Genomic DNA, 20,144 nt, shown 5'->3' on the forward strand with positions numbered 1-20,144 from the left:
CGATTCCGAAAGTTTCGGCCCCGATGGGACCATGGTGCAGACGGTATTGACATGCGCGCGAGCGGGTCAACCAGGCGGTGGCGCCGGGACCAAACGAGCAGTTGGCAGGCAGAAAGTATCGGCAAAGCCATGAAACTTTCATAGCCACAGTGGCCGAGATCGAGCGTCTAGCGCACGTACCGGCCGGTCGGTACTGTGATTGTCCGGAACAATCGTCCACTGCGGGAGTACTGCGGATGTCTCTTTCGCACGCCCAGGTCCAGGCCCAGCTCACCGGTCCCGGCCAGCTCTTCGAGATGGAGGAGATCGGCGGCACCGGCGTACGCACGTGGAAGCACGCCCCGCCGCACTACCGGGCCCTGCTGGAGATGAGCAGGTTCCACGGCGACAAGGTCTTCCTCGTCTACGAGGACGAGCACATCACCTTCGAGGACCACTTCCGCCGCGTCGCCACCCTCGCCCGCCGGCTGGTCGAGGACTACGGCGTGAGCAAGGGCGACCGGGTGGCCGTGGCCATGCGCAACTACCCGGAATGGGTGATCTCCTTCTCGGCCGTGCTGGCCGCCGGGGCCATCGCCGTACCGCTCAACGCCTGGTGGACGGAGGCCGAGCTGGCCTACGGCGTGACCGACTCGGGAGCCAAGGTGCTGATCGCGGACGGTGAGCGCGCGGTCAGGCTGGCCTCCACGGGCGTGCCGATGATCGTCGCCAGGGGCGACGTGCCGGACGGGGCGCGCGCGTTCGACGACGTGCTCGGCGAGATCCCGGCGGACGTCTCCCTCCCCGAGGTCGAGCCGGCCCCCGACGACCCCGCGACGATCTTCTACACCTCCGGCACGACGGGCAACCCCAAGGGCGCGCTCGGCAGCCACCGCAACATCGGCCAGTCCCCCATGACCGTCGCCTACGGCCTCATGCGCGCCGTCGCCCTGGCGGGCAAGGACGTCGGCACGGCGGCGGGCACCCGCAGGATCACCCTGCTGACCGTGCCGCTCTTCCACGTCACCGGCTGCTTCTCGGCGATGACGACCACGATGTTCAGCGGCGGCGGCCTGGTGCTGATGTACAAGTGGGACCCGGAGAAGGCGCTGCAGCTCATCGAGCGCGAGCGGGTCACCGCCATGATCGGCGTGCCCACCAACGCCTGGCAGCTCATGTCGCACCCCGACTTCGGCAAGTACGACCTGTCCTCGCTGTCCACCCTCGGCTACGGCGGCGCCCCCGCCCCGCCCAAGCTGCTGGAGCGCATCAAGACGAACCTGCCCGACCGCGCGCCCTCCAACGGCTACGGCATGACCGAGACCAGCGCCCTGGCCATCGGCAACGGCGGCGCCGACTACCACGCCAGGCCCGACAGCATCGGCCTGCCCTCGCCCGTGGTGGACGTGCGGGTCGTCGATCCCCTGGGCGACGAGCTGCCCCGCGGCGAGGTCGGCGAGCTGTGCGTGCGCGGCCCCAACGTCATCCTCGGCTACTGGAACAAGCCGGAGGCGACCGCGCAGACGTTCGTCGGAGGCTGGCTGCACACCGGCGACCTGGCCAAGATCGACGAGGACGGCTTCGTCTACATCGTGGACCGCGCCAAGGACATGGTGATCAGGGGCGGCGAGAACGTCTACTGCGCCGAGGTCGAGGCCGCCCTGTTCGAGCATCCGGCGGTGGACGACGCCGCCGTGATCGGCGTACCGCACGACGAGCTGGGCGAGGAGGTCGGCGCCGTGCTCCGCCTGGCGCCCGGCGCCTCGCTCACGCCGGACGAGCTGCGCGAGTTCCTGTCCTCCCGCATCGCCAAGTTCAAGATCCCGGTGCACGTCTGGTTCCGCGAGGGCGAGCTGCCCCGCAACCCCGGCGGCAAGATCCTCAAGACCCACCTGCGCCGCGAGATCCTCGGCGCCTGACCCGCTCCCGCGACGGCTCCCCGGTGCTCTCCGGGGAGCCGTCGTCGTGTGACGGCCTTCACAGCATCCGCGTTCCCCCTGCTCGGACGCCCCTTCCCCGCTCCCGCTTACCCACCGGGTAATCGCGGCACCTACCCGCGTCCTGACATCGTTCCCGGTGTCAGCACGACCGTGGTCGCCGAGAAGGAGCCCGACATGACCGCCCTGCCCATCACCACCGACCGTACGAAGTTCCTGCGCCTGGCGCTGGCCGCGGACGCCGCCGTGACGGGCGTCAACGGGCTGGCCTACCTCGCCTTCGCCGGCCCCGTCGCCGCGCTGCTCGGCCCGGACGCCGCCCTGCTGCGCGGCATCGGCGCCTTCCTCCTCGCGTACGGCGCCGCCGTCGCCGTCATCGCCACCCGCCGCGACATCAGCCGCACCGGCACCAGGGCCGTCATCGCCCTGAACGTCGCCTGGACCCTGGGCAGCGTCGCCGCCGTCGTCACCGGCGCACTCGGCCTCACCACGATCGGCGCGGTCTGGGCCGTCGCCCAGGCCCTCGTGGTGGCCGTCTTCGCCGAACTCCAGCTCACCGGCCTGCGCAAGAGCCGCTGACCCTTCCATGCCGACCCTGCAATAAGGAGACAACCATCATGACCCTCGTCGACCGCTACCTCGCCTGCTGGAACGAGACCGACCCCGAGGCCCGCGCCAAGGCCGTGGCCGAGCTGTGGACCGAGGACGGCACCTACACCGACCCCCTCGCCGACGTCACCGGCCACGCCGCCATCGCCGCCGTGATCGAGGGCGCGCAGTCCATGTTCCCCGGCCTCGTCTTCACCCCGGGCGAGCTGTACGACAGCCACCACCACGTCGCCCGCTTCACCTGGCACCTCGGCCCGGAGGGCGGCGACCCGATCGCCACCGGCTTCGACGCGGTGGAGCTGGCCGAGGACGGCCGCATCCGCAGCGTCCTGGGCTTCCTGGACAAGATCCCGTCCTGACCCCTCCTCGCGACGGCCTCCGGGAGCCTCCCGGAGGCCGTCGAGTCGTCGCCGGGGCCTTTCCGCATCGACGTCCAAATTGATTTGCCCACGCCAGCCGCCATCACGGACAATTGCCACTCGTGCCATCAGCATTGAAGCGCCTGCTCCGCCACCTCGCGCTCGACCTCAGCCCGCTCCGCGACTCCCGCGACTACCGGTTGCTCTTCGGGTCCGGCGTCATCACCATGTTCGGCACGCTGATCACGATGGTCGCGGTGCCGTACCAGATGAAGCAGCTGACCGACTCCTACCTCGCGGTGGGCCTGGTGAGCCTGGCGGAGTTCGTGCCGATGGTGGTGTGCGGGCTGTGGGGCGGCGCGATCGCCGACGCGCTCGACCGCCGCAAGATCATCGCGATGAGCGAGCTGGGCCTGCTGGTCACCTCCGCCGCGCTCATGATCAACGCGATGCTGCCGAGTCCGCAGATCTGGGTCCTGTACGTCGTGGGCGCGGTCTCCACCGGCATCGGCTCACTCCAGCGCCCCAGCCTGGAGGCGGTGATGCAGCAGGTCGTCAAGCACGACCAGCAGGCCGCCGCCGCCGTCCTGTCGAGCCTGCGCTGGAACTTCGGCGCCATCGTGGCCCCCGCCCTGGGCGGCCTGATGGTCGCGTCGTGGGGCGTCACCTCCGCGTACGTCCTCGACACGCTGACCTTCCTGCTGTCGATGTTCCTGCTCTGGCGGGTCAGGTCGCTGCCCCCTGCCGAGGACGCGGCGCCCGCCTCGATCACGTCGCTGGTCGAGGGCATGCGGTACGCGATGAGCCGCAAGGACCTGGTGGGCACGTACCTGGTGGACATGGCCGCCATGGTGTTCGCGATGGCGAACGCGCTGTTCCCGTTCCTCGCCGAGGAGCTGCGGGCGCCGCAGGCGCTCGGGCTGCTCTACTCCGCCTCCGCGGTCGGCGCGCTGATCGCCTCGCTCACCGGCCGCTGGACGGCCCGCGTACGCCGCCACGGCCTCGGCGTGATCGTGGCCGCCGCCTTGTGGGGCGTCGCCGTGGCGCTGACCGCCGTGGCCCCGAACATCTGGCTCATCGTCGTCTGCATCGCGTTCGCGGGCGCCGCCGACATGATCAGCGGCATCTTCCGCATGACGATGTGGAACCAGACCATCCCGCCGGAGCTGCGCGGCCGCCTGGCCGGCATCGAGCTCCTCTCGTACGCCAGCGGCCCCATGCTGGGCAACGCGCGGGCCGGCATGATGGCCCAGCTCGGCGGCACCCGCTTCGCACTCGGCGCGGGCGGCGTGCTGTGCGTGGCCGCCGTACTGAGCCTGGCCACCGCCCTGCCGAAGTTCCGCCGCTACGACGCCACAACCGACGAACATGCCCTGGCGGAGAAAACCCGCCGCGAAGCCGCCACCCTCGCCTGACCGGAAGACGGCCGTCCGAGGGGGCCGCCCGAGAGGGCCGTCCGAGGGGGGCCGTCCGAGGGGGCCGACCGAGGGGGCCGACCGAGGGGGCCGACCGAGGCCGTCAGCCCGCCTCCCGCCACCCGTCATACCGCTCGACCAGCTCATCGACCTTGCTCAAGGCCGCGCCGTCGAGCCCTTCGACCACGACCACCCACTGAGCATCCTCGGCATCGTCCTCCCCCGCCAAGGTCTCCCGCACCACCCGCGGCACCCCCACCTCCGGAAACCACTCCCCCAGCGTCTCCGCCACCTCCTCGGCGTCCTCCCGCTCCCCGAACACCAGCAGCTCCGCCATCTCCCATCCCTCTCAGGCTCTTAACGGTGTCTTGACTTTCACCTAGCGTGATCACAATAGGTTGGTAGCGTTCAACCATGACTGCCGAAGCGGTGATCGCCGAGATGACGTCATCCTCGCTCCCGGACTGGGTTTTTCCTCCGCCACAGGGCTTCGCAGCAGAAGATCTCGATCACCTTCCGGATTTGCCTGCGCACACAGAGTTGATCGATGGAAGCTTGGTCTTCGTGGCCCCCCAGCGCGACTTCCATTCGTTGGTCCTCTACCGGCTACACGTCGAGCTGGACAGGTTCGCACCTGCAGATCACAAAGTGCGCCAGGAGATGAGCGTCAAGCTCGGCCCCAGGCAGCGCCCCGAGCCTGACCTCATCGTCCTCGCACCCGGCACCTTCACCGGCAGCGAGGTCACCTACTTCGATGCCGCAGACGTGGTCCTCGCCGTCGAAGTGATCTCACCGGAGTCCGCATTGCGGGACACGAAGCGCAAGCCCGTCCTCTACGCCGAGGCAGGCATCCCCCACTTCTGGCTGGTGGAGGAGACCCAGGGCAAGGCCACCGTCGTCGTCCACGAGCTGAGCCCGACCACCAGGTCCTACGTCGTCACCGGCATCCACCACGACCGGCTCAAACTCTCGGTCCCGTTCCCCATCGACTTCGACGTCACCACACTCTACGAACCCTGACGCCAGAAAGGGCCGGTGCGGCAGCGCACCGGCCCTCTGAAACGACCGGGTCAGCCGCGGAGCTGGGCGCCCACCCGGTCGGCGGCCATGGCCACCGCCGCGTCGCGGGCCGCCGTCGTCTCCTCGACGGTCAGCGTACGGTCGGCCGCGCGGAACCTCATCGAGTACGCGAGCGACTTGTTCCCCTCGCCCACCTGCTCACCCGCGTAGACGTCGAACAGCCTGATCGACTCCAGCAGCTCCCCCGCCCCGTCGCGCAGCGCCGCCTCGACGTCGGCGACCGGCGTGAAGTCGGGCACGATCAGCGCGACGTCCTGGGTGGCCACCGGGTAGGCGGACACGGCGGGCGTGTCGACAGGCCCCGGCATGGCCGCCTCCAGCCGCGACAGCTCCAGCTCCATCGCCGCGGTGCGGGCCGGCAGCCCGTACGCCTCGATGACCCGCGGGTGCAGCTCACCGGCGTGCCCCACCAGCGTGTCGCCCACGTAGAGGGCGGCGCACCGGCCGGGATGCCAGGGCTCGTGCTGGTCGGCGCTGATGGACAGCTCGAGCCGCGCCTCGGCGGCGACCAGCCGGGCCGCCTGCACGGCGTCGGCCCACGAGGCCGCCCGCCCCGCGCCCCACCAGCCGGACCGCTCGAACTCGCCGGCCAGCACGACCGCGACCCGCAGCGGCTGGTCGGGCAGCGCCGACTCGATGGTGGCCAGCTCGTCGGCGGTGGGCCGCCGCTCGACGCCGAGCACCGGAGCGACCTCGGGCGCGTCCTCGCGGGGCCGGTAGACGGCGCCGGACTCGAACAGCGCGACGTCGGTGAAGCCGCGCCCGACGTTGCGTACGAGGGTCTTCAGCAGCCCCGGCAGCAGCGTCGTCCGCATCAGCGGCTCGTCCTCCGACAGCGGGTTGGCCAGCCGCGCGGCGCGACGGCGCGCGTCGTCGGCGGGCAGCTGCATGCGGTCGAAGTCGTCGGGGCTGATGAACGGGTAGCTGAGCACCTCGACGTAGCCGCCTTCGGCCAGCGCCCGCCCGACCCGCCGGCGCAGCCGCTGGCCCTCGGTGAGCCCGGCGCCGGCCGGGGCGGAGGGCAGCACCGACGGGAGGTTCGCGTAGCCCTCCAGCCGGATGACCTCTTCCGCCAGGTCGTTGGGGTCGGTCAGGTCGGGCCGCCAGGACGGCGGGGTCACGGTGATCATGTCGTCGCCGGTCACCGCCAGCCTGGCGGCCAGCTCGCCGCCGGTCACCACGCCGGTCGGGGCGACGCCGCCCTGCCGCACGGCCGGGTCGGCGCCGTCGGTGACGACGCAGCCGACCTGCCGCAGGCGGGTGACCACGGTCTCCTTGGAGTAGGGGACGCCGGCCACCCGGCCCGGATAGCCGGCCGGGATCGCGATGCGCGCCGGCGACACCTCGACCTCGGCGTGCGTGACGCCGGGCTGCACGGTGGCGCCGCCCAGCTCGGCCAGCAGCCGCACGGCCCGCCACGAGGCGACGAGCGGCAGCTCGCGGTCGACGCCGCGCTCGAACCGCTTGGACGCCTCGGAGACCAGCCCGTGCCGCCGGGACTCGCGGGAGATGCCGGTGGCGGAGAAGTGGGCGGCCTCGATGACGATGTCGGTCGAGGAGCCGGAGATCTCGGTCTCCAGGCCGCCCATGGTGCCGGCCATGGAGATCGGCCCCGACTGGTCGGTGATGAGGATGTCGTCGGGGTCGAGGTCGCGTACGACGTGGTCGAGCGTCTCCAGCCGCTCGCCCGCCGCGGCCCTGCGGACGACGATCTCGCCGGTGAGCTTGCCGCGGTCGAAGGCGTGCAGCGGCTGCCCGAGCTCCAGCATCAGGTAGTTGGTGATGTCGACGGCCAGCGAGACCGGGCGCATGCCGGCCCGGTGCAGGCGTACGCGCATCCACAGCGGCGTCTGCGCCTCCGGGTCGAAGCCGTGCGCCTCGCGCAGCACGAACCGGTCGCAGGCGGTCGGGTCGGCGATGGAGGCCGGCCACGACGGCGCGGTCTCGGCGGGCACCTCGACGTCGGCGGGGTCGCGGAAGGCCACCCCGAACGCCGTGGCCACCTCGCGGGCCACGCCGCGGATCGACAGCGCGTAGCCGATGTCGGGGGTGATCTCCAGCTCGATGACGTCGTCGCGCAGCCCGAGCAGCTCGACCACGTCGGTGCCGATGGGCGTGCCCTCGGGCAGCACCATGATGCCGCTGTGGTCGTCGCCCAGCCCCAGCTCACGCTCGGAGCAGATCATGCCCTCGGACATCCGCCCGTACGTCTTGCGCGCCCCGACCTCGAACCCGCCGGGCAGCACGCCGCCGGGCAGCACGACGGGCACCCGGTCGCCGGCGGCGAAGTTCGTGGCGCCGCAGACGATCTCGCGCGGCGTCGCCTCGCCCACCTCGACCTTGCAGTGCCTGATCGGCTTCTTGAAGCCGGTCAGCTCTTCGACCTCGAGCACCTCGCCGACGACGACGTTCTTGACGTCGTGGCCGTGCGAGGTGATCGACTCGAGCTTGAGCCCGGCGGCCGTGAGCTTGTCGGCCACCTCGTGGGCGGTGACCGCCGGGAGATCGACATACTCCCGCAGCCAGGAAAGCGGGACCCTCATCAGATCTCCATTCCGAACGGGAGCGTGAAGCGCACGTCTCCCTCGACCATGTCACGCATGTCCTCGGCGTTGTGGCGGAACATCAGCGTCCGCTCGATGCCCATGCCGAAGGCGAACCCGGAGTAACGCGACGGGTCGACGCCGCACGCGATGAGCACGCGCGGGTTGACCATGCCGCAGCCGCCCCACTCGATCCAGCCCTCCGACTTGCAGGTGCGGCAGGGCGGGTTGCCGGGCACCGCGGAGGCGCCGCGGCAGACGAAGCACTTGAGGTCCATCTCCGCGGACGGCTCGGTGAACGGGAAGTAGTTGGGCCGGAACCGCGTCGTGATGCCCTTGCCGAACATGACCTCGGCGAACCGGTCGAGCGTGCCCTTGAGGTGTGCCATGGTCAGGCCCTCGTCGACGGCCAGGCCCTCGGTCTGGTGGAAGACCGGGGTGTGCGTGGCGTCGAGCTCGTCGGTGCGGAACGTCTTGCCCGGCGAGATGACGTAGACCGGCAGCTCGCGCTGGAGCAGCGCCCTGATCTGCACCGGCGAGGTCTGCGTGCGCAGCACCATGCCGGAGTCGGTGGAGCCGACGAAGAACGTGTCGTGGTCGGAGCGCGCCGGGTGGTCCTTGGCGATGTTGAGAGCGTCGAAGTTGAACCACTCACCTTCGAGCTCAGGCCCCTCGGCCACTTCGTAGCCCATGGCGACGAAGGCGTCGGCGATGCGCTCCTGCAGCGTGGTGAGCGGGTGGCGGGCGCCGCGCGGCCGGCGGTCCCACGGCAGGGTGACGTCGACGGCCTCCTCGATGAGGACGCGGGCGTCGCGTTCGGCCTCCAGCTCGGCCTGGCGGGCGGCGAGCGCCTCGTTGATGGCCTTGCGGGCCGCGCCGACGCGCTTGCCGGCCTCGGCGCGGGCGGCCGGCGGCAGGGCGCCGATCTCGCGGTTGGCCAGGGCGATGGGCGAGCGGTCACCCGCGTGCGCCAGCCTGGCCTGCTTGAGTGCGTCGAGGTCGCCGGCCGCCTTGATCGCCTCGATGGCGTCGGCCTCCATCCGGGACACCTCGTCGGCATGCAACGGTGTCACCTCGACGGGATCGTAGTCAGACAAGAGTGAGCTCCGTATCCAGGGCTTGAGCGGAAAAGAGTCTAGTGGGACCCGCCCACCGGGCCCGAACGCGGCGACTAGACGCCGGCGAAGTCGGGGGTGCCGGTGGGCAAGGTAAATCGGAACTCAGCCCCGCCCTCGGGCGCGCGCTGCACCGTGATCGTGCCGCCGTGCGCCTCGACCAGGCCCTTGACGATGAACAGGCCGAGCCCCGTGCCGCCCCGGCGGCGGCTGTTGCCGCCCCGCCAGAACTGCCTGAAGACGCGCGGAGCCAGCTCGGGCTCGATGCCCTCGCCCTCGTCGCGCACCGACACGGCCACTCCCCATTCGATGGACTCGATCTCGATCGTCACAGTGCCGCGCCCGTGGCGCAGCGCGTTTTCCACCAGGTTACCCAGGATCTGGTCGATCTTGTCCTGGTCGAGCCACATCTCGGGCAGCTCGTCGTCGGCGATCAGCCGGAAGCGGCCTTCGCCCTCGCCGGCCGCGACCCGGCCCGCGATGAGGCGGCGCGCCCTGGCGGGCAGATCGACGACCTGGCGGCGCACCTCGAGGCGCCCCGACTCGATGCGGGAGACGTCGAGCAGCTCGGTGATGAGCCGGGTGACGCGGTCGGCGTCGTTGTTGACCGTCTCGAGCATGACGAGCTTCTGCTCGTCGGTGAAGCGGGTCCACTTCGCCAGCAGCGTGGCGGTGAACCCCTTGACGCTGGTCAGCGGCGAGCGCAGCTCGTGGGCGACGGTGGAGACCAGGTCGGCGCGGCTGCGCTCGAGCCGGGAGCGGGCGCCGCCGTCACGCAGCGTGATCGCGACGCGCTCGACCTCGCCGCCGCGCTCAGGCTCGCGGACGAGCCTGGCCGCGACGTAGAGCTCCTGCCCGCCCGGCAGGTGCAGCGGCCGCTCCGGCACGCGGGTGCGGGTGCGCAGCCCGCCCTCGGGGTCGAGCGCCTTCCACCAGTCGCGCCCGTCGTGGTCGCGGAACGGGTAGACGTCGTTCATGTGCCGGCCGACGGCGCGCTCCGCCGCGATGCCGGTGAGCCGCGCGGCGGCCCGGTTGACGGCCAGCACGCGCCCATATCGGTCGGTCATGATGAGGCCGTCGGGGAGATCGTCGATGGCTATCGTGCACGCGGCCGCGACCACTCGCCCGTCGGTGTCTGCGCCGTGCACGCCTCGCCTCCTCCGCCTACAACGCCGACAATAGCGGGTTTCCCGTCGCCTAGGGCACCCGCTGCGCCCTGGCCGAGGAGTAAAGGCATACCGCCGCGGCGGTGGCCAGGTTCAGACTTTCAGCCTGTCCGTAGATGGGCACTCTGACCACATCATCCGCTTCGGTGAGTATTTCCTCCGGCAGTCCCCAGGCCTCGTTTCCGAAGATCCACGCCGTCGGTCCCGAGAGATCGACGTCGTCGAGCGTGTGCTTGCCCGCGCCGTCGGCCGCCAGCACGCGCAGGCCCCGCTCCCTGAGTTGACGCACGGCGGAGCCCACCGGTGCACCGATCGTGACGGGAAGATGGAAAAGACTGCCGACGCTGGCGCGTACGCACTTGCCGTTGTACGGGTCCACCGACGCGTCCGTGAACACCACCGCGTCCGCCCCCGCCGCGTCGGCCGCCCGCATGACGGTCCCCGCGTTGCCGGGATCGCGGACATGCGCCAGCACCGCCACCAGCCGCGGCTCGCCCGCCAGCGCCTCCTCCAGGGGCACGTGCACCAGCCGGCAGACGGCCACCAGCCCCTGCGGCGTCACGGTCTGTGACAGCTCGGACATGACCTCGCCGCTCGCCCGGTGGACGGGGACGCCCTTGAGCGTGGCCTCGGTGATCAGCTCGGGGTGGCGCAGCTCGGCCTCGGCCGTGCTGAACAGCTCCAGGGTCACGCCGTCGAGCTTGAGCGCCTCGCGCACCGCCTGCGGCCCCTCGGCCAGGAACTTCCTGTCCTGCTCGCGGAAGGCCCGCTTGGTGAGCCGCCGCGCGGCCTTGACCCGCGGCGATCTCACGTTGGTCAGCTCGGACCCGGCCATCGTCTCCCCCAGTCGTACGGACGCCTGCAGCCACCGGCCAGTGCGTGCAGACAGCAAAGGGCCCACCGTCATCGGTGGGCCCCTCGTTCAAATCGAGCGCTTCAGCTCGCGGCCGGAGCGTTCACGTTCGCCGGGAGCGCCTTCTTGGCGGCCTCGACGAGCGTGGCGAAGGTCTGGCTGTCGTTGACCGCGAGGTCGGCCAGGATCTTCCTGTCGACCTCGATGTTGGCCAGGCGCAGACCCTGGATCAGGCGGTTGTAGGTGATGCCGTTCTGCCGGGCCGCGGCGTTGATGCGCTGGATCCACAGACGACGGAAAGCGCCCTTGCGGTCCTTGCGGTCCCGGTAGGCGTACGTCATCGAGTGGAGCATCTGCTCCTTGGCCTTGCGGTAGAGCCGCGACCGCTGGCCACGGTAACCGCTCGCCCTATCGAGGACGACCTTGCGCTTCTTCTTGGCGTTGAGCGCCCGCTTCACGCGTGCCATGTTTCTTCTCCCCGGGGGTTCGCGCTACTTGGCGAGCAGCTTCTTGATCTTCTTGGAATCGGCGTCGGAAAGGACGACCTCGTTCTTGAGACGGCGCGTCAGCGTGGACGACTTCCACTCGTTGTAGTGCGCGCGGTTGGCACGGCGACGCTTGATCTTGCCGGTGCCGGTGAGCCGGAACCGCTTCTTCGCACCGCTGTGCGTCTTCATCTTCGGCATGTCGCCGTCTCTCCTCGTTTCGGTCGTGCCGGTGGCCGGGCCGGTGCGTGTCCGGCCCGGTCGCGGCGTCTTCGTCTGCCGGTGGCTGCTGGGGTGCTGTAAGGCTAACCCCAACTGCGGGTCACGCTTCCGGTGGGGAAGGCTCCTCGCCGCCACGCTGCGCCTTGGCTGCGGCCTTTTCGGCCTTTGCCTCGGCCTTCTTCTTGTGCGGACCGATCACCATGATCATGTTACGGCCGTCCTGCTTGGCGTGGGACTCCACGAAGCCGAGCTCCTGGACGTCGTCCGCCAGCCGCTGCAGCAGCCGGAAACCGAGCTCCGGCCGGGACTGCTCGCGTCCGCGGAACATGATCGTGACTTTGACCTTGTCCCCCGCCTTGAGGAACCGCACCACGTGACCCTTCTTGGTCTCGTAGTCGTGCGGGTCGATCTTCGGCCGGAGCTTGATCTCCTTGATGATCGTGTGCGCCTGATTCTTGCGCGCCTCGCGCGCCTTCATCGCGGACTCGTACTTGAACTTGCCGTAGTCCATGAGCTTGCACACGGGCGGTCGAGCCGTGGCCGCGACCTCGACGAGGTCGAGGTCGGCCTCCTGGGCGAGCTTCAGCGCGTCATGAATGGAGACGATGCCTACCTGCTCGCCGTTCGGGCCCACGAGGCGAACCTCGGGAACTCGGATACGCTCGTTGATGCGGGGCTCAGTGCTGATGGGGCCTCCTAGGTTTGCGATCCCTACGTGCTCGTCGTATCGGGGCTTCTCACATGAACGCGAAAAGCCCCGCACGTCGCGCATGCGGGGCCACTGAGCTCTGTGGCTTTCGTGGCCTCGAGCTCCCCGGAGTAGTCCGGCGTGATCCTGGACCCGGCCACCTCGCGGCGACTCAGGTGGGAGGGAGACCTCCGCTTGCGCGTCCAGCAAGGCATGCCGGACCGATCAGAGAGCTACATTACCACAACACCGAAGCCTGCTCGAATCATCCCCGCCACGCGGAGACTCAGCGCCGGAGCAGCTCACCTCGCCGGCAGCGGGCAACACTCCCATGACACGGAGATTCAGCGTCGGAGCAGCTCACCTTACCTGCGGCGGGCATCACTCCCATGACGCGGGCATTCAGCGGCGGAGCAGCTCCGCCTCGCCGGCGGCGCGCATGGCCTCGACGGGCACGTCCGTCACGGCGGTCATCAGCTGCACCTGGCGTACCGCCTGGTGCAGCAGCATCTCGAACCCGCCGACCACGATGCCGCCCGCGGCCCGCACGGCCGTCGCCGCGGCGGTCGGCCAGGGCGCGTAGATCACGTCGAACAGGGCCGGCACGCGCGCCAGCCGGCCGGCGAAGGCGTCGGCGGCGCCGCTCGGCAGCGTGGAGATCACCAGGTCGACGTCGATGCGGGCGTCGAGTTTGGCGAACGTCTCCACCGCCAGCGCCACGCCCAGCCGCTCGGCCACCGCGGCTGTCTCCCCCGCTCTGGCGGGGTCGCGGACGAGCAGCGTCGCGGAGTAGAGCCCGAGGCCGCGCAGCGCCGCCAGCGCGGAGGCCGCCGTGGCGCCGCCGCCCAGCACGGTCGCCGAGCGCGGCGCGGGCACCCCCGCCTCGGCCAGGGCCCGCTCGATGCCGTAGACGTCGGTGTTGTCGCCGTGGCGCCGCCCGTCGCGGAAGACCACCGTGTTGGCGCCGCCGACCTCGACGGCCAGGTCGGAGACCGTGTCGAGGAGGGGCAGCACGGCCCGCTTGAGCGGCATCGTGAGCGACAGCCCCGCCCAGGCGCGGCCGTCGTCGCCGCCCTGCCCGCGTACGGGGGTCAGCTCGGCCAGCAGGCCGGGCAACCGGGCCTCGTCACACTCGAACGCCTCGTAGCTCCACCCGTCGAGCCCCATCGCCCGGTAGGCGGCCCGGTGCAGGTGGGGCGAGAGCGAATGGCCGATGGGCGACCCCATCACGGCAGCTCGCATCACGCACGTCCTTTCCAACCACGCAGCACCCTACCGCCGCCCACCACGCCACACGGACGCGCCACGGGCGCACGGGGGAAACGTCCTCCAGCCCCACCAGCTCACGACCCATCGGCCCGGGGCGCATCCGCTTGCGGCGCCCGCGCAGCGCGTTGCGTGCGCGGGCGCCTTAGACGGTCAGCCGCCGCAGCCGCCGTTCGCCTTGCACTTGGCCACCAGCGCGTTGTGCTCGGCCTCCGTGGTGGCGAACTCGGTGACCTGGCTCTTGGGGTCGGTGGCGACGAAGAACAGCCACGGCCCCTTGGCGGGGTTGAGCGCCGCCTCGATGGCGTGGTCGCCGGGGTTGGCGATGGGCCCCGGCGGAAGCCCAGCGTACTTGTACGTGTTGTACCGGGACTTGGTGTTCCGCGTCTCGGCGAAGGTCGCGTACGTGCCATGCTTCTTCAGCGCGTACATGACCGTGCTGTCCATCGCCAGGTTCATCGGCAGCTTGAGCCGGTTGTAGATGACGCGGGCGATCTTCGCCATGTCCTCCTGCCGGCCCGCCTCCGCCTGCACGATGCTCGCGATGGTGATGAGCTCGTGCGGCGTGAAGCCGAGGTCCTTGGCGCCCGACTCGATGTCGTACTTCTCGGCCGTCTGGTTGTAGCGCTTGACCATGGCCGTCAGGATCTGCTTCGGCGTCGAGTTGGGCTGGAACTCGTACGTGGCCGGGAAGGCGTACCCCTCCAGCTTGCCCCTGGCGTACTTCGGCAGGTCGAGGCTCCCGACGTCCTTGGCCGCCGCGTTGAACTCCTCAAGCGGCTTGCCGGTCTTCTCCGCGAGCTGGGAGAGCGTCTGCGACAGCCGCAGGCCCTCGGCGATGGTGAAGGTGTCGCGCAGCCGCTTGTCGTGGTCGAGCATCTCGACGGCGCGGGCGGCGGACATCTTCTTGCGCAGCTTGTACTCACCCGGCTGCAGCGAGCCGCTCTTCTTCGCGTTGGCGATGGCGTTGGTGAACGCTCTGGCGCTGGCCACGACCCCCCGCCGCTCCAGCTCCTGCGCCACGTCGGAGGCGCTCTGGCCGTCCTTGATCTCGATGACGACCTCGCCGGAGCCGGCGCCGGAGTAGTCATCGGGAGTGAGCGCGTCGCCGATCCGCGTGTAGGCGAAGTAGCCACCGCCGCCGAGGATGCCGGCCAAGACGATGAAGGCGAGCATCGGCGCGAGGAAGCCGCCCCGGTTGCGGCGCCGGCGACGGCGGCGGCCGCCGCCGCGTTTGCCGGCGCCCCGGGAGCGGCGCCGAGGCGAGCCTTCGTCATCCTCGGGGCCGAGCAGAGTGTTCAGATCGAGATCGTTCATAGATGCGCTGGCCAATCTCCCGGCACTGCCCGCCAGGCGTCAAGCGGAACTGCCCAACCGGCTGGAGTCACCGAGCGAAACGGGGGAATCCGCCGGACGCACCACTCCGGCCGACGGGGATCACTCTGGGTAGCCATGCTAGGGGACGGAAAGAGGACGCATGCCCCGTTTTGGGGCTTTTGCGCGGGGACAGTGCGGGTCCCAACGAACATCAGCGTGTCCCGAGGTTCTTGTTCAACTCTTCCCGGTATCTCACGAACTCGCTCTCTTCGTTGGTGAATTTGGTGATTCTATGCGCGGGATCCGTGGTAACAAACCAGTGCCAATCGCCTTCAGCCGGGTTCAGGGCCGCCATCAGTGCCTTCTCGCCCGGATTGGCGATGGGGCCTGGGGGCAGCCCTTTGTGCCGGTAGGTGTTGTAGGGAGAGTTCACCTTGGTGTCGCTCTCCGTGACTTTCAGCGTCCGCCGGTTCTGCGCGTACAGCACCGTGCTGTCGATCTCCAACGGGGTGCCCTTCGCCAACCGGTTGTAGATCACCCTAGCGATCTTCGGGTAGTCCTCGTCAGTGCCGCCCTCGGCCTGGATCATGCTCGCCACCGTGACCACTTCGAGCGGCGTCAGGTTCACCTGCGCGGCCTGCTCCTCCAGGCCCACGTGACGGGCCGCGGCCTCGAACCGCTCGGCCATCGCCGCCAGCACGTCCACGGCGGTGTCGCCGGGCTCGATCTCGTACGTGGCGGGGAACAGGAAGCCCTCAAGCCCGGGAGCGTACTTGGGCAGGCCGACGAGGGCCTTGTCCACCTTGCGCAGCTCCTCTACCGGCAGCCCGGCCAGCTTGGCCAGCCGGCTGAACACCTCCTGGACCCGCAGCCCCTCGGGCACGGTCACCCGCCGCACCACCCGCGAGGCGGGCTTGAGCAGCAGGTCGAGCGCCGCCGCCGCGGCCATGCCCTTGCGCAGCCGGTAGTGTCCCGGCCGCAGCCGGTCGCTCACCGCGCGCTGCTCGGTCACGTTCACGAACGACTGCGCGCTCGCCACCACCCCGGCCTCGGCCAGCGCGGCCCCGATCGCGTACGCGCTCGACCCCGGCGTGATCCGCACCGTCACCGCGCCGTTGCCCGGCCCCTCGAAGTCATCAGGGCTCAGGTACGGCTTCACGACCGTGATGGCCCCCACACCAAGCGCCAGCACCCCGGCCAGCAACCCAGCCGACAGCACCCCCGCCTTCCGCCAAGCCTTCCGCCGCCCCGCAGCCACATCGTCCCCAGCGGCCTCCTCGGAAGGGGAACGAGAAGGAGGCCGAGAAGAGGGCTGGGAAGGAGGCTGCTCATCAGAGGCGCTCCCCCGCTCGGCCCCCGGCTCCGCCCCAGCAGCCGCCCACCGCTCAGCCCCCGGCTCCGCCGCAGCGGCAACCCGCTCCTCGGGATCCGGCTCAGACGCCGCCTCCGCCCCAGCGGCAACCCGCTCCTCGGGGTCCGGCTGCGCCGCGGCTGCGACCTGCCGATCGGGCTCGGCCATCCCGTCTCGACCGGCCTCGGCCGCGCGCCGCTCCTCGTAGCCGGGCCGCTCCTCGGGCGCGGTTCGGGCCTCGGGCTCTGGCTCTGTGCCCTCGGGCAGGTCTTCGCCGTCCTGGAAGGGGATCATGTCGCCGAGGTCGTCCTCGTCGCCCGGTGTCCTGTTCATGCGACCACCTCATCGGACACCCGATCGGAACGCTCCAAAGAGCCGCGAACAGCGGCCTCGGGACGGCACGTCCCGGCAGAGTCACTCGCCACGCGGCGCCGCGCGTTCCCGGAGGCCCGGTGTGCGTCTCGGAAGGAGTGGCGGGCGTGCTCGGAAGAGGGCAGCGCGAAAGTGATGGCCCGAGCAGCGGGCCACCCGTCACGGGATGTGGGCGTGGGCGCGCTCATGAGGCAGGTCCGTCGGCCGCGCGGGGCGGTTCGACGGGCCTGCCTGGTGGTCTCTCCGTGGCGCGCTCGGAGTCGAGCGCGTCCTGCAGCAGCACGACGGCCGCCGCCTGGTCGACGACGCCGCGCTGTTTCTTCGCCCGCACGCCGCTGGCCCGCAGGCCCTGCTGCGCGGTGACCGTGGTCAGCCGCTCGTCGAACAGGCGGACGGGCGTGGGCGCCAGCCGCGCGGCGAGCCTGGCGGCGAACTCGCGCGCCAGCCCCGCGGCCTGCCCCTCACGCCCGGACAGCGAGGTGGGCAACCCCACCACGACCTCGATCGCCTCGTGCTCGGCGGCGATCGCGGCGATGCGGTCGAGGTCGCCCTTGCCCCGCCGCACGGTCTCGACCGGCGTGGCCAGCAACCCGGACGGGTCGCTGCGCGCCACGCCGATGCGTACAGAACCGACGTCGACGCCGATCCGTGAACCGAACCTCATGTCAGCCGAGCTGCCCCACGATCGCGTCGTCAACCAGGCGCAGCGCGTCGCCGATCGCCTCCGGTCGTGTGCCGCCGCCCTGCGCGACATCGTCCTTGCCGCCACCGCCACCCCCAAGAGCCTTGGCGGCGACGCCGACCAGCCGTCCGGCCTTGAGCCCCCGCTCGCGCCCCGCCTCATTGACCGCGGCAACCACCACGGGCCGGTCGGAGGGGACGCCGACGATCACGATGACCGCCGGCCGGTCGGCCGGGAACCTGCCTCGTACATCAAGCGCGAGCTTACGCAGGTCATCGGCGCCGGTGCCATCAGGCGCGCGGTGTGTCACGACGGAGACGCCGCCCAGGTCACGGGCCTGCGACACCAGCTCGCCCGCCACCTGGAGCACCTGGGCGGAGCGCAGCCGCTCCAGCTCCTTCTCGGCGGTGCGCAACCGGGTGACGATGCCCTCGATGCGCTCGGGCAGCTCTTCGCGGCGCGCCTTGAGCTGCTCGCTGAGCTGGTTGACCAGCACGCTCTCGCGGGCGAGGAAGCGGAAGGCGTCGATGCCGACGAGGGCCTCGACGCGGCGCACGCCCGCGCCGACCGACTGCTCGCCCAGCACCTTGACCAGGCCGAGCTGGCCGGAGCTGTGGACGTGGGTGCCGCCGCACAGCTCGCGGGAGTAGTCGCCGATCTCGACCACGCGGACCTCGTCGCCGTACTTCTCGCCGAACATGGCCAGCGCGCCCATCGCCCGCGCCTCCGCCTGGGAGGTGTAGAAGGCGTTGACCTTGAGGTCGTTGATGAGCACGGCGTTGACTTCGTCCTCGACGTCGCGCAGCACGCTCGGCGGCACCGCGCCCGCCGCGGTGAAGTCGAAGCGGAAGCGGCCGGGTGAGTTCTCAGAGCCGGCCTGCGCCGCCGTCTCGCCGAGCGCGTTCTTGAAGCCGCGGTGGACGAGGTGGGTGGCGCTGTGGCTGCGCGAGATCGCGCGGCGCCGCTCGATGTCGATCTCCGCCTGCGCCTCGTCGCCGACCCGCAGCTCGCCGCTGCGGATCTTGCCGCGGTGCACGATGAGGCCCTTGAGCGGCGACTGCACGTCGACGACCTCGACCTCGGCCCCGCTCGTACGGATGACGCCCTGGTCGGCGAGCTGGCCACCGCCCTCGGCGTAGAACGGGGTGCGCTGCAGCACGACCTCGACCGTGCTGCCCGCGCCCGCCGCGGGGACGGGCAGGCCGTCGACGAGGATGCCGACGATGCGGGTGTCGGCCTCGGTCTCGTCGTAGCCGAGGAAGTCGACCTTGCCGGCGGACTCCAGCATCTGGCCGAACACGGAGATGTCGGCGTTGCCGGTCTTCTTCGCCGCCGCGTCGGCCTTGGCCGCCGCCCGCTGCTCCTTCATGAGCCGGCGGAAGCCCTCTTCGTCGACCTTGAGACCGTGCTCGGCCGCCATCTCCAGCGTCAGGTCGATGGGGAAGCCGTAGGTGTCGTGGAGCTTGAACGCCTGGTCGCCGGGGATCGTGGTGCCCGACTTGCGCTTGGTCTCCTCGACGGCGACGTCGAAGATCGCGGTGCCGGTGCGCAGCGTGCCGAGGAACGACGCCTCCTCGGCGTCGATGACCGCGTGGATCTGCGGCGCGTCGGCCTTGAGCTGGTCGTACTGCTCGCCCATCACGTTGATCGCGACGTCGGTCAGCTCGTGCATGTAGCGCTCGTCGCCGGAGCCGAGCAGGCGCAGGTTGCGGATCGAGCGGCGCAGGATGCGGCGCAGGACGTAGCCGCGGCCCTCGTTGCCGGGCAGCACGCCGTCGGCGACCAGCATGGTGCCGGTGCGCACGTGGTCGGCGATGACCCGCAGGCTCACGTCGGCGCGCTGGTCGCGCCCGTAGCGGGTCTTGGTGAGCTCGGCCGCCTTGTCGAGGATCTTGTAGGTGGTGTCGATCTCGTAGATGTTGTCGACGCCCTGCAGGATCGCCGCCATGCGCTCGAGGCCCATGCCGGTGTCGATGTTCTTGCTCGGCAGCTCGCCGGAGATGTCGAAGTCGGTCTTGGCCCGGACCGCGCTCAGCTGGTATTGCATGAACACGAGGTTCCAGACCTCGAGGTAGCGGTCCTCGTCGGCGACGGGGCCGCCCTCCTTGCCGTATTCGGGGCCGCGGTCGTAGTAGATCTCCGAGCACGGGCCGCCCGGGCCGGGCACGCCCATGTGCCAGTAGTTGTCCTCGAGGTCGCGGCGCTGGATGCGGTGCTCGGGCAGGCCGACCTTGTTGCGCCAGATGTCGTACGCCTCGTCGTCCTCGAGGTAGACCGTCGCCCACAGCTTGTCCTCGGGGAAGCCGAAGCCGCCGTCGGACTCGGACCTGGTGAGCAGCTCCCACGCGTAGGGGATCACCTCGGCCTTGAAGTAGTCGCCGAAGGAGAAGTTGCCCAGCATCTGGAAGAACGTCGCGTGCCTGGTGGTCTTGCCGACCTCGTCGATGTCGGGCGTGCGGACGCACTTCTGGGCGGTGGCAAGCCGTGACCCCGGAGGCCTGCGCTGCCCCAGGAAGTACGGCTTGAACGGCACCATACCCGCGTTGACCAGGAGAAGCGTCGGGTCCTCAGCGATCAGGCTGGCCGAGGGCACGATGGTGTGCCCACGCTCCTCGAAGAAGCGCAGGAAGCGGCGCGCGATCTCTGCCGACTCCATGGTGGCCATCCTTTGCTGTAGTCAGTCGTGTTGTCGTGTTCGTCGAGCC

At 70.6% G+C, this 20,144-nt stretch carries 18 protein-coding genes; 5 read left to right on the forward strand and 13 right to left on the reverse strand.

All coding sequences use genetic code 11. The features are described 5' to 3' along the window. The first annotated feature begins 236 nt into the window (after positions 1-236). From AB0K12_RS05550 to AB0K12_RS05565, 4 genes are all read left to right on the forward strand, one after another. Positions 237-1,898, forward strand: a complete 1,662-nt coding sequence (locus AB0K12_RS05550) for a class I adenylate-forming enzyme family protein (RefSeq protein WP_364555843.1) — start codon at positions 237-239, stop codon at positions 1,896-1,898. A gap of 195 nt (positions 1,899-2,093) precedes the next feature. Next, positions 2,094-2,495, forward strand: a complete 402-nt coding sequence (locus AB0K12_RS05555; protein ID WP_364555845.1) for a hypothetical protein — start codon at positions 2,094-2,096, stop codon at positions 2,493-2,495. A 38-nt stretch (positions 2,496-2,533) separates the two neighbouring features. After that, positions 2,534-2,884 (forward strand): nuclear transport factor 2 family protein, encoded by a 351-nt coding sequence (locus AB0K12_RS05560; RefSeq protein ID WP_364555847.1) that lies wholly within the window; start codon positions 2,534-2,536, stop codon positions 2,882-2,884. A gap of 122 nt (positions 2,885-3,006) precedes the next feature. Then, positions 3,007-4,299, forward strand: coding sequence for an MFS transporter (locus tag AB0K12_RS05565; protein ID WP_364555849.1), 1,293 nt, complete (start codon positions 3,007-3,009; stop codon positions 4,297-4,299). A gap of 103 nt (positions 4,300-4,402) precedes the next feature. Here the strand turns inward: AB0K12_RS05565 and AB0K12_RS05570 are convergent, their stop codons facing one another. Beyond that, entirely contained in the window at positions 4,403-4,636 is a 234-nt protein-coding gene (locus AB0K12_RS05570; RefSeq protein WP_364555851.1) for a hypothetical protein, read from the reverse strand. A 77-nt stretch (positions 4,637-4,713) separates the two neighbouring features. Here AB0K12_RS05570 and AB0K12_RS05575 point away from each other — a divergent pair, with 77 nt between their 5' ends. Further along, a complete protein-coding gene (locus AB0K12_RS05575) occupies positions 4,714-5,319 on the forward strand; it encodes a Uma2 family endonuclease (RefSeq protein ID WP_364555853.1) in 606 nt (201 codons plus the stop codon). Between the two features lie 50 nt (positions 5,320-5,369). Here AB0K12_RS05575 and AB0K12_RS05580 read toward each other — a convergent pair whose 3' ends face one another. The 12 genes from AB0K12_RS05580 to alaS form a co-directional block, all read right to left on the reverse strand. After that, positions 5,370-7,922 (reverse strand): phenylalanine--tRNA ligase subunit beta, encoded by a 2,553-nt coding sequence (locus AB0K12_RS05580; protein ID WP_364555855.1) that lies wholly within the window; start codon positions 7,920-7,922, stop codon positions 5,370-5,372. Continuing rightward, a complete protein-coding gene (gene pheS, locus AB0K12_RS05585) occupies positions 7,922-8,962 on the reverse strand; it encodes a phenylalanine--tRNA ligase subunit alpha (RefSeq protein ID WP_364557688.1) in 1,041 nt (346 codons plus the stop codon). The genes AB0K12_RS05580 and pheS overlap by 1 nt, the downstream gene beginning before the upstream one ends. Before the next feature lie 131 nt (positions 8,963-9,093). Continuing rightward, positions 9,094-10,185 carry an ATP-binding protein gene (locus tag AB0K12_RS05590; RefSeq protein WP_364555857.1) on the reverse strand — a complete coding sequence of 364 codons (1,092 nt, stop codon included), beginning with the start codon at positions 10,183-10,185 and terminating at the stop codon, positions 9,094-9,096. A 49-nt stretch (positions 10,186-10,234) separates the two neighbouring features. Beyond that, on the reverse strand, positions 10,235-11,038 hold the full coding sequence (locus AB0K12_RS05595) for an RNA methyltransferase (protein ID WP_364557691.1): 804 nt from the start codon (positions 11,036-11,038) through the stop codon (positions 10,235-10,237). 101 nt (positions 11,039-11,139) lie between these two features. Continuing rightward, on the reverse strand, positions 11,140-11,523 hold the full coding sequence (rplT, locus tag AB0K12_RS05600; protein WP_345386295.1) for a 50S ribosomal protein L20: 384 nt from the start codon (positions 11,521-11,523) through the stop codon (positions 11,140-11,142). Between the two features lie 24 nt (positions 11,524-11,547). Then, a complete protein-coding gene (gene rpmI, locus AB0K12_RS05605) occupies positions 11,548-11,742 on the reverse strand; it encodes a 50S ribosomal protein L35 (protein WP_043622108.1) in 195 nt (64 codons plus the stop codon). Positions 11,743-11,863: 121 nt separating this feature from the next. Then, a complete protein-coding gene (gene infC, locus AB0K12_RS05610; protein WP_364116687.1) occupies positions 11,864-12,451 on the reverse strand; it encodes a translation initiation factor IF-3 in 588 nt (195 codons plus the stop codon). A 402-nt stretch (positions 12,452-12,853) separates the two neighbouring features. Continuing rightward, positions 12,854-13,693 (reverse strand): shikimate dehydrogenase, encoded by an 840-nt coding sequence (locus AB0K12_RS05615; protein ID WP_364555859.1) that lies wholly within the window; start codon positions 13,691-13,693, stop codon positions 12,854-12,856. A 177-nt stretch (positions 13,694-13,870) separates the two neighbouring features. Then, positions 13,871-15,034, reverse strand: a complete 1,164-nt coding sequence (gene mltG, locus AB0K12_RS05620) for an endolytic transglycosylase MltG (protein WP_364555861.1) — start codon at positions 15,032-15,034, stop codon at positions 13,871-13,873. Positions 15,035-15,245: 211 nt separating this feature from the next. Continuing rightward, complete coding sequence (gene mltG / locus AB0K12_RS05625; protein WP_364555864.1) at positions 15,246-16,718, reverse strand: endolytic transglycosylase MltG; 1,473 nt, start codon at positions 16,716-16,718, stop codon at positions 15,246-15,248. A gap of 223 nt (positions 16,719-16,941) precedes the next feature. Continuing rightward, on the reverse strand, positions 16,942-17,421 hold the full coding sequence (gene ruvX / locus AB0K12_RS05630) for a Holliday junction resolvase RuvX (protein ID WP_364555866.1): 480 nt from the start codon (positions 17,419-17,421) through the stop codon (positions 16,942-16,944). A 1-nt stretch (position 17,422) separates the two neighbouring features. Beyond that, positions 17,423-20,095, reverse strand: a complete 2,673-nt coding sequence (gene alaS / locus AB0K12_RS05635; protein WP_364555868.1) for an alanine--tRNA ligase — start codon at positions 20,093-20,095, stop codon at positions 17,423-17,425. Positions 20,096-20,144: the final 49 nt, after the last annotated feature.

Origin of the sequence: Nonomuraea sp. NPDC049419 (assembly GCF_040676995.1) — a bacterium.
GTDB classification, from domain to species: domain Bacteria; phylum Actinomycetota; class Actinomycetes; order Streptosporangiales; family Streptosporangiaceae; genus Nonomuraea; species Nonomuraea salmonea.